This is a genomic window from Rhodoferax sp. UBA5149, assembly GCF_002413825.1.
Taxonomy (GTDB): Bacteria; Pseudomonadota; Gammaproteobacteria; order Burkholderiales; family Burkholderiaceae_C; genus Rhodoferax.
In genome coordinates this window covers 1,904-10,239 of the sequence record NZ_DHXT01000051.1, presented here as the reverse complement: position 1 = coordinate 10,239, position 8,336 = coordinate 1,904, and the positions used below count along the sequence as shown (strand labels likewise).

The 8,336-nt window shown below is 57.0% G+C and carries 7 protein-coding genes and 2 pseudogenes; all 9 read right to left on the bottom strand.

Features of this window, described 5'->3' with window-relative positions; genetic code table 11:
- A pseudogene (locus tag B3V69_RS04260) lies at positions 1 to 200 on the bottom strand (OmpH family outer membrane protein); the annotation flags it as partial.
- Positions 200 to 2,500 carry an outer membrane protein assembly factor BamA gene (gene bamA, locus B3V69_RS04255; RefSeq protein WP_296444115.1) on the bottom strand — a complete coding sequence of 767 codons (2,301 nt, stop codon included), beginning with the start codon at positions 2,498 to 2,500 and terminating at the stop codon, positions 200 to 202. The pseudogene B3V69_RS04260 and the gene bamA, both read right to left, overlap by 1 nt.
- 48 nt (positions 2,501 to 2,548) lie before the next feature.
- On the bottom strand, positions 2,549 to 3,913 hold the full coding sequence (gene rseP / locus B3V69_RS04250; RefSeq protein ID WP_296444125.1) for an RIP metalloprotease RseP: 1,365 nt from the start codon (positions 3,911 to 3,913) through the stop codon (positions 2,549 to 2,551).
- Between the two features lie 18 nt (positions 3,914 to 3,931).
- Positions 3,932 to 5,122, bottom strand: a complete 1,191-nt coding sequence (gene ispC / locus B3V69_RS04245) for a 1-deoxy-D-xylulose-5-phosphate reductoisomerase (protein ID WP_296444114.1) — start codon at positions 5,120 to 5,122, stop codon at positions 3,932 to 3,934.
- 43 nt (positions 5,123 to 5,165) lie between these two features.
- Positions 5,166 to 6,011, bottom strand: coding sequence for a phosphatidate cytidylyltransferase (locus B3V69_RS04240; RefSeq protein ID WP_296444112.1), 846 nt, complete (start codon positions 6,009 to 6,011; stop codon positions 5,166 to 5,168).
- A 9-nt stretch (positions 6,012 to 6,020) separates the two neighbouring features.
- The gene (gene uppS / locus B3V69_RS04235; protein WP_296444111.1) at positions 6,021 to 6,752 is read right to left on the bottom strand and encodes a polyprenyl diphosphate synthase; all 732 of its coding nucleotides are present in this window, start codon (positions 6,750 to 6,752) and stop codon (positions 6,021 to 6,023) included.
- Between the two features lie 29 nt (positions 6,753 to 6,781).
- Positions 6,782 to 7,342 carry a ribosome recycling factor gene (gene frr / locus B3V69_RS04230; RefSeq protein ID WP_296444109.1) on the bottom strand — a complete coding sequence of 187 codons (561 nt, stop codon included), beginning with the start codon at positions 7,340 to 7,342 and terminating at the stop codon, positions 6,782 to 6,784.
- 60 nt (positions 7,343 to 7,402) lie between these two features.
- Positions 7,403 to 8,125, bottom strand: a complete 723-nt coding sequence (gene pyrH, locus B3V69_RS04225; RefSeq protein ID WP_296444108.1) for a UMP kinase — start codon at positions 8,123 to 8,125, stop codon at positions 7,403 to 7,405.
- 112 nt (positions 8,126 to 8,237) lie between these two features.
- Positions 8,238 to 8,336, bottom strand: a pseudogene (locus B3V69_RS04220) (elongation factor Ts); the annotation flags it as partial.

Genomic DNA, 8,336 nt, shown 5'->3' with positions numbered 1-8,336 from the left:
CCCTGATCAACGAGTTCTTTTTCGCGTTTGGAAAACTCCTGCTCAAGCTTGGCCTGTGCCGCCTTGGCCGTACTCGCCTCCTTGAAAATCCGGTCGGTACTGACAAACCCGATGCGGAACTCTTGCGCCTGAACCTGTGCAGATACAAGCAGACCACCCAGCAAAACGCCAGCGTAGCAACGACGTAATAAATAGTTCATTAGAAAGTAGTCCCAATTTGGAATTGCATGGCTTGTATTTTATCGCCATCAAATTTTTTGATGGGCTTGGCGAATGCCAGACGCAAGGGTCCGACCGGCGATATCCAGCTAATACCGACGCCCACCGACGAACGCAGACTGTTGGCGTTCTCATTGAGGGCCAAACCTTCATCCGGACCGGCCACGTTACCCAGGTCAAAAAACGCGTACATCCTTAAAGTCCGGTCATTCCCTGCGCCGGGAAATGGGGCCAGCAGCTCAGCATTCAAATTTAACTTTCTGGTCCCGCCGACCACGGTTCCACTCACGTCCCGGGGTCCGAGGCTACCCTGCTCAAAACCACGTACCGACCCCAGTCCCCCGCCATAGAAGTTTTTGAACACCGGGTACAAACGATCACCCGACGCCGCGCCCCAGCCCACTTCGCCGTTAAACGCAGCGGTGAGTTGCTTGTTAATGGGGAAAAACTCCTGGTATTGGTAAGTCGCCCGCAGATAACGGGCGTCGCCAGCGACTGACCACTCGGCGTTCGCACGTTGATATCGACCAGAGTTTGGCGCCAGCGAGCTATCACGGCGATCACTCGCCCAGCCGATCGTCAACGGAACCGCCGTGCTGTCATAGCCGTATTGGTTGGCGTAATCAAGGTACGAGGTTGGCAATAAAGTGCCCGGCACAATGCTTGTCAGCTCGACGCCAGCACCGAAATAAACCGTGTCAGTCTCGGTGAATGGCACGCCAAAGCGCAAACTGCCGCCAGAGGTCACGAGTTGATAGTAGCTCTGGTCCTGGTAGGGACTGCTTGTCCTGTGGTATACGTCAATGGTGCGGGAGACGCCGTCCGCCGTAAAGTAGGGATCAGTCGTATTGAAAACGACAACCCGATTGACCTTGCTGGTGTTGACCTGCACGCCAAGCGAGTTTCCCGAGCCAAATGCATTTTCCTGTTTCAGACCAAACGAAAGTCCAAGCCCGTCGCCACTTGAAAACCCAGCACCCAGACTCAGGCTACCCGTGGGTTTTTCAACGACATTGAGGGTCAGGTCAACCTGGTCCGGTGATCCAGGTACTTCCTGAGTCTCGATACCGACTTCCTTGAAGTAACCCAGCCGATCGACGCGGTCACGTGACAGTCTGATCTTGTCGCCGTCATACCATGACGCCTCGAACTGCCGAAACTCCCGGCGCACCACCACATCGCGCGTGCGATTGTTGCCGGCCACATTGATTTTTCGCACGTAAGCCCGGCGCGACGGGTCTGCCTGCAGGACCAACACAACACGGTTGTTGGCACGATCAATTTCAGGACGCGCTTCCACGCGTGCAAAAGCAAATCCGAAATTGCCGAAATAATCGGTGAACGCTTTGGTGGTTTTAGCGACTTCATCCGCGTTATAAGCCTGGCCGGGCCGAATCGTCACGAGGGACTTGAACTCGTCATCCTTGCCAAGAAAATTCCCCTCCAACTTGATCCCGCTCACGACAAAACGCTCACCTTCCGTGATGTTGATCGTGATGGCGATATCCGTTTTATTGGGCAAAATCGCAACCTGCGTTGAGTCGACCTTGAACTCCAGATAGCCCCGTGTCAAATAATACGAGCGCATTGTTTCAATGTCGGCGTTGAGCTTGGCACGCGAATAGCGATCCGATTTGGTATACCAGCTCAACCAGCCACCCGTATCAAGATCAAACAGACCGCGCAAGGTCGACTCGCCAAATACCTTGTTGCCAACGATCCGGATTTCACTGATTTTTGCAGGATCCCCTTCAACCACCGTAAACGTCAGGTTGACCCGGTTGCGCTCGATCGGCGTGACCGTTGTCACCACTTCCGCCGCATACAGGCTACGGTTGATGTACTGCCGCTTGAGTTCCTGCTCCGCCCGGTCAAGTTCTGCCTTGTCAAAGGGTCGGCCATCAGCCAGTCCCACATCACGCAAGGCCTTTTTGAGGACGTCCTTGTCAAATTCTTTTGTTCCAACGAAATCAACGTCGGCAACCGTGGGTCTTTCCTCCACAACGATCACCAGCACATCGCCACTGACTTCAATTCGCACGTCCTTGAACAAGCCCAAACCAAAAAGAGTCCGGATCGCGGTCGATCCCTTTTCGTCGTTATAGACCTCTCCGACCCGAACCGGCAAGGACACGAAAATGGTGCCCGGCTCCACGCGCTGCAAACCCTCGATACGAATATCGCGCACGGTGAAAGGGTTGACCGCCCACGCCGTACTGGCCGCAAAAACCAGAGCAACTGCGGCGGATACGGTGTGCCGTTGAGATCGTTTGAATTGCATTTTTTATGTTGAGGAGTCAAGCCGGTGTCGATTGCCAACACCAGACAATTAGCTAAATAAGCGGGTGATATCGTTGAAAAGGGCAATCGACATCATGAGCAACAGGATCGCAACGCCACCGCGCTGCAAACGTTCCATCCAGGCGTCAGGGACGGGCTTCCCGGTGATACCCTCCCAAAGATAATACATCAGGTGCCCGCCATCCAAAACCGGCAGCGGGAGCAAATTCAAAACACCCAGACTGACACTGATCAAAGCCAGAAAGATCAGGTACTGCGTGAACCCCATGCCCGCCGACTTGCCAGCGTAGTCGGCAATCGTCAATGGACCACTGAGATTCTTCAGTGACGCCTCACCAACCACCATCTTTCCCATCATTCTGAGCGTCAAAGCCGAAACCTCCCAGGTGCGAGTCATGCCGCGCCACAAACCACCTGCGGCACCGTACCTGATCATCACCAGCTCTGGCATGGCTCCGACATACGCGCCGATTTTCCCGACCACAAGCTCGCCGTCTTGTCGAGACTCCGGCTTGACACTGACTTCGAGTTCTGTTCCGGCACGCGTTATTTTCCAGACCGCCGACGCTGCTTCGCCATTCACGACCGAAGACCGAATCAGCTGGCGCAACTGCTGTCCGTCCACCACCGGCACCGACCCCACCTGTCGCACCACATCACCATCGTGCAAACCCGCTTTGTCGGCCGCTGCGCCGACCACGACCTCGCCAATGACCGGACGGGTAAAAGGACCCACAATGCCGATTTTTTGGAACAAATCAGCATTCGCCTCGCTGGCATCCATGCTGCGGAGTTTCAGCAGCACATCGCCACGGGTCCTGCGGGCCGGGCCAGCCAGCACCAAGCGCACATCATGCCCCTCCAGTGCGCCCCGGGTCAAAACCCAGCGAACATCTTCAAACGACTCGACATCCTGAAGTTCACCGCCCTCAAATCCGGCACGCTGAACCCGTTCTCCGCCGATCAATCCGGCATGCTCAGCGATCGATCCGGCTGTCGGGCTTGCCAGAATCGCGGCAGGACTCTGCACACCCATCCAGTTCACCACCGCATACAGCAATACGGCCAGCAGCAAATTGGCCACGGGACCCGCCGCCACAATGGCAACGCGCGCGCGCAAAGGCTGCGTGTTGAAGGCGAGATGGCGCTCCTCGGCGGCCACGGGCGCCTCACGCTCGTCGAGCATCTTCACGTAGCCGCCAACAGGAAAGGCCCCAATGACAAACTCGGTCGATGAGCCCCTGGGCTGCCAGCGAACCAGCGTTTTTCCAAATCCGATGGAAAAACGCAGCACTTTGACACCGCAGGCCACGGCCATACGATAGTGTCCATACTCATGCACGGCAATCAACACACCCAAGGCGAGTACAAAAGCTGCAATGGTTAGCATGATCGCACCCAAGTGACTTTGTTAAGCGCCAACACGACGCACCACGCGCTGAGCGGCATCACGGGACAAGGCATCCAGCGCCAGAATATCTTCCAGAGACTGCGGACTGGCCGTAACAACCGTTTCGAGAGTTTCCAGATTGACCCCGTGAATCTGATCAAAACGTATTTTCCCGTCAAGAAAAGCCGCCACCGCCACTTCATTGGCAGCATTTAACACGGCCGTCGAGCCCGAGGGAGCCTTCAAAACTGACCACGCCAGCTTCAAGCCGGGAAAGCGTTGTTCGTGTCCATTCGAATCCAGGGATTCGAATGTCAGGTCAGCCAGCGACCTGAAATCCAGTGCTGCGGCGCCTGACACCATGCGATCCGGCCAGGAAAGGCCATAGGCAATGGGCACCTTCATGTCGGGCGTACCGAGTTGCGCCACCACCGAGTTGTCCTTGTACTGCACCATCGAATGGATGACGCTCTGCGGGTGGATCACAACCTCGATCTGATCGGGGCGGACGCCAAAAAGAAAACGGGCCTCGATGACTTCCAGTGCCTTGTTCATCATGGTAGCGGAATCAACCGAAATTTTCCGCCCCATCACCCAATTGGGGTGAGCACAGGCCTCTTGGGGCGTCACATCACGCAGCGTGTGCGGTTCGCGCTGTCGGAACGGCCCACCCGACGCGGTGAGAATGATTTTATCGATCTGGCTTGGCCAAAAAGCCGCATCATCCGGCAGTGACTGAAAAACGGCAGAATGCTCGCTGTCTATCGGCAACAGCTTGGCCCCCCCCTGCGTGACGGCTTGCATGAAGTAGTCGCCACCGACCACGAGGGCTTCCTTGTTCGCCAACAGCAGGCGCTTGCCGGCCCGTGCCGCCCCCAGACAGGAAGCCAGTCCCGCGGCCCCGACGATCGCCGCCATCACCGCATCGACCCGTTCATGCGATGCGATCATGGTGATGGCCGACGCGCCCCACAGGACACGAGTCGCCAAACCCAGGTCGCGGCATTTTTGTTCCAGCGCACGGCCATGGGGCTCGCTCGCCATGACGGCAAACACCGGTTTGAACTGCACACACTGTTGCAGCATCAGTTGCGTCTGTGTGGATGCGCTCAGGGCAAACACCTCGAACCGGTCGGGATGCCGCGCGATCACGTCCAGCGTACTGACGCCGATGGATCCGGTCGATCCCAGGATCGCGATGCGCTTTTTCACGTTGCTTGCCTCACCTTGTTTGTCACATCATTCATCGGCACGTTCAAACCGAGTAAAGCATCATCGCCAGCGGCAGTGTGGGCAGCAAAGCATCTACTCTGTCCAGCACACCGCCATGACCAGGCAACAGGCCGCTGCTGTCTTTGACGCCGGCACTGCGCTTGACCAACGACTCGAACAAATCGCCCACCACGCTCATCGCGGCCATGAACACGACAGCGATCAATAAAAACCATTCGCCTCTCACGCCGATGTGGCTGTACAAGCTGGGAACACGGGCGCCCCATGCGACATCGGCCCAACGCCAGACAAACGCCAGAGTGACCACGCCCGCCATGCCACCCCAAACACCTTCCCAGCTTTTGCCGGGGCTGATGCTGGGTGCGAGTTTGCCTCGGCTGAAACGGCCACCGAACGCCCTGCCTGCGAAATAAGCAAAAATATCGGCCACCCATACCAGCACCAGAATTGAAAGCAAAAAGTTGATGCCAATCACCCTGGCCTGCGCCACCGCCAGCCAGGCCAAGCAGAGCGCGACAAGGCCAGCCAGCAGCCGGACCGCCCGTGAGTGGCCGGACCACGCCGAGACCCCACGATGCAACACCCACGCGCCAGCCAGCACCCAGGCAGCGCCGGCCAGCGTCCACAGCAAAGCCAACGATTGCTCAAGCATGCCAAGCGTCCACGTCGCCGCGCACACCACCACGCAAACCAAGCCGGAGAAAAGCGACGCCGCCCGACCGTACCCGTTGAGACGCGCCCATTCCCACGCAGCGGCGGCAATCAGTAACAGGGCTATCGCACAAAACGGAGCCGGCGAGTGATAAAACAATGCCGGCAGCAGGATGAGCAGCAGGACGAGGGCCGTGATGACGCGCTGTTTTAGCATGTGTTTTCCTCAAACGACTGTTGGGGAGGTGAGCTGCGCACCAAGCTGGCTTGATGTTTTTCCAAACCGTCTTTCACGTTGATTGAAGGACATGATGGCCAGGTCAAGCTCCGCTTCATCGAACTCGGGCCAAAGCTTGCCGCTGAAATAGAACTCTGAATAGGCAGTTTGCCACAACAGAAAATTGCTGATGCGTTGCTCGCCACCGGTACGGATGACCAAATCGGGATCAGGAACATGGGCGAGGGCCATGGCCCCGCTCAAGGCAAGTTCGGTGACGGCTTTGCCCTGCGCCGCCAATTTCGCAGCCGCCTGAACGATGTCCCACCGACCGCCGTAATTGAAGCAGATATTCAAAACCAAACGTGAGTTGGAAGCCGTCACCAATTCGGCCTGCTCGATGCCGGCGGCCACTTTCACCGACAAGCCGCTGCGCTCTCCAACAAAATGCAACTGAACGCCATCTGCCTTGAGCTTCGGCACCTCTCGGGTCAGCGCCATGGCGAAGAGATCCATCAGGCCAGACACTTCTTCGGCCGGACGATTCCAGTTTTCAGAAGAAAAAGCAAATACGGTCAACACGCCCACACCCCGGTCCGCGCACGCTTTCACGCAACGACGAAGCGATTCAACACCTTGCCGGTGACCGACAACACGCGGAAGAAACCGCTTTGACGCCCAGCGCCCGTTGCCATCCATGACGATGGCGATGTGGTGTGGAACCACGCTAGGAAAAATCATGACAGATGATCAAAGCGTCAAAACTGGCGTCAGACCGCCATGAGGTCTTGCTCTTTGGCGGCAACCAGCTGGTCAATCGCGACGATGTGCCGGTCCGTCACTTTCTGGATTTCTGCCTCAGACCGTTTTTGATCGTCTTCAGAGGCAAGCTTGTCCTTGACCGCTTTTTTTACAGCCTCATTGGCATCACGACGCAAATTTCGCACCGCGATTTTGGCGCCTTCACCCTCATTCCTGACGACTTTGGTGAGTTCCTTGCGGCGCTCTTCCGACATGGCGGGCATGGGAACGCGAATTAAATCACCCATGGACGAAGGGTTGAGTCCCAAATCGCTGTCACGAATGGCTTTCTCAATCTTGGCCCCCATCCCCTTTTCCCAAGGCTGAACACTGATGGTGCGGGCATCGAGCAAGGACACATTGGCGACCTGACTGATCGGCATCATGGAGCCGTAATAGTCAACCTGGACTGAATCCAGCAGCGCGGGGTTGGCCCGACCGGTACGAATCTTGGTCAGGTTGTTCTTGAAAGCAGCGATGGATTGATCCATCTTGACTTCAACGGTATTTTTTATCTCGGCAATCGGCATGTTTTTCTCCTCACTCGACTGTTCAAAGGGCACTGTGCAGCGGGTGCAATTCTGACATGGTCAAGCGTAGACCAGCGTACCTTCGTCTTCCCCCATCACGACGCGCTTGAGGGCGCCGTGCTTGAAAATGGAGAAAACCTTGACGGGCAGTTTTTGATCGCGGCACAAGGCAAATGCGGTGGCGTCCATGATGCCCAAATTTTGTGACATCGCTTCATCAAATGAAATTTTGCTGTAGCGGGTGGCGTGCGGGTCCATCTTGGGATCGGCCGTATAAACGCCATCGACCTTGGTGGCCTTCAGCACGATTTCAGCACCGATTTCAGCGCCACGCAAAGCGGCCGCGGTATCGGTGGTGAAAAACGGGTTTCCGGTGCCGGCGGCGAAAATGACAACCTTGCCCTCTTCGAGATATTGCAGCGCCTTGGGTCGGACATAGGGTTCAACCACCTGCTCAATGGCAATCGCCGACATCACGCGCGCTATCAGGCCCGCCTTGTTCATCGTGTCGCCCAGGGCAAGCGCGTTCATGACGGTGGCCAGCATGCCCATGTAATCTGCGGTGGCCCGGTCCATACCGACCGAGCCGCCGGCCACACCGCGAAAAATATTGCCGCCGCCAATGACCACCGCCACTTCCACGCCGAGGCGAGTGACCTCGGCCACCTCGTCCACCATGCGAACAATGGTGTCGCGGTTGATCCCGAACTGGTCATCCCCCATCAAGGCCTCGCCTGACAGCTTGAGCAAAATACGCTTGTAGGCTGGTTTGGCGACGGACATGATGAACTCCTTGACGTGATGAATGTTGTAGATGGGATCAGTCCAAATTCAGCCCGATGATCTCGATTTGAATTTGGACAGGGGACAGCCGGGTGTCGCTGGCTGGAGACGATCAGCTTGACTGCTTGGCAGCAGCCACCTGGGCCGCCACCTCGGCCACGAAATCGTCAACCTTCTTCTCAATGCCTTCGCCAACCACGTACAGGGTGAA

Coding starts and splice junctions, on each gene's coding strand:
- pyrH (WP_296444108.1), bottom strand. CDS start 8,125: ATGTCCGTCGCCAAACCAGCCTACAAGCGTATTTTGCTCAAGCTGTCA.
- B3V69_RS04240 (WP_296444112.1), bottom strand. CDS start 6,011: ATGCTAAAACAGCGCGTCATCACGGCCCTCGTCCTGCTGCTCATCCTG.
- bamA (WP_296444115.1), bottom strand. CDS start 2,500: ATGCAATTCAAACGATCTCAACGGCACACCGTATCCGCCGCAGTTGCT.
- uppS (WP_296444111.1), bottom strand. CDS start 6,752: ATGATTTTTCCTAGCGTGGTTCCACACCACATCGCCATCGTCATGGAT.
- frr (WP_296444109.1), bottom strand. CDS start 7,342: ATGCCGATTGCCGAGATAAAAAATACCGTTGAAGTCAAGATGGATCAA.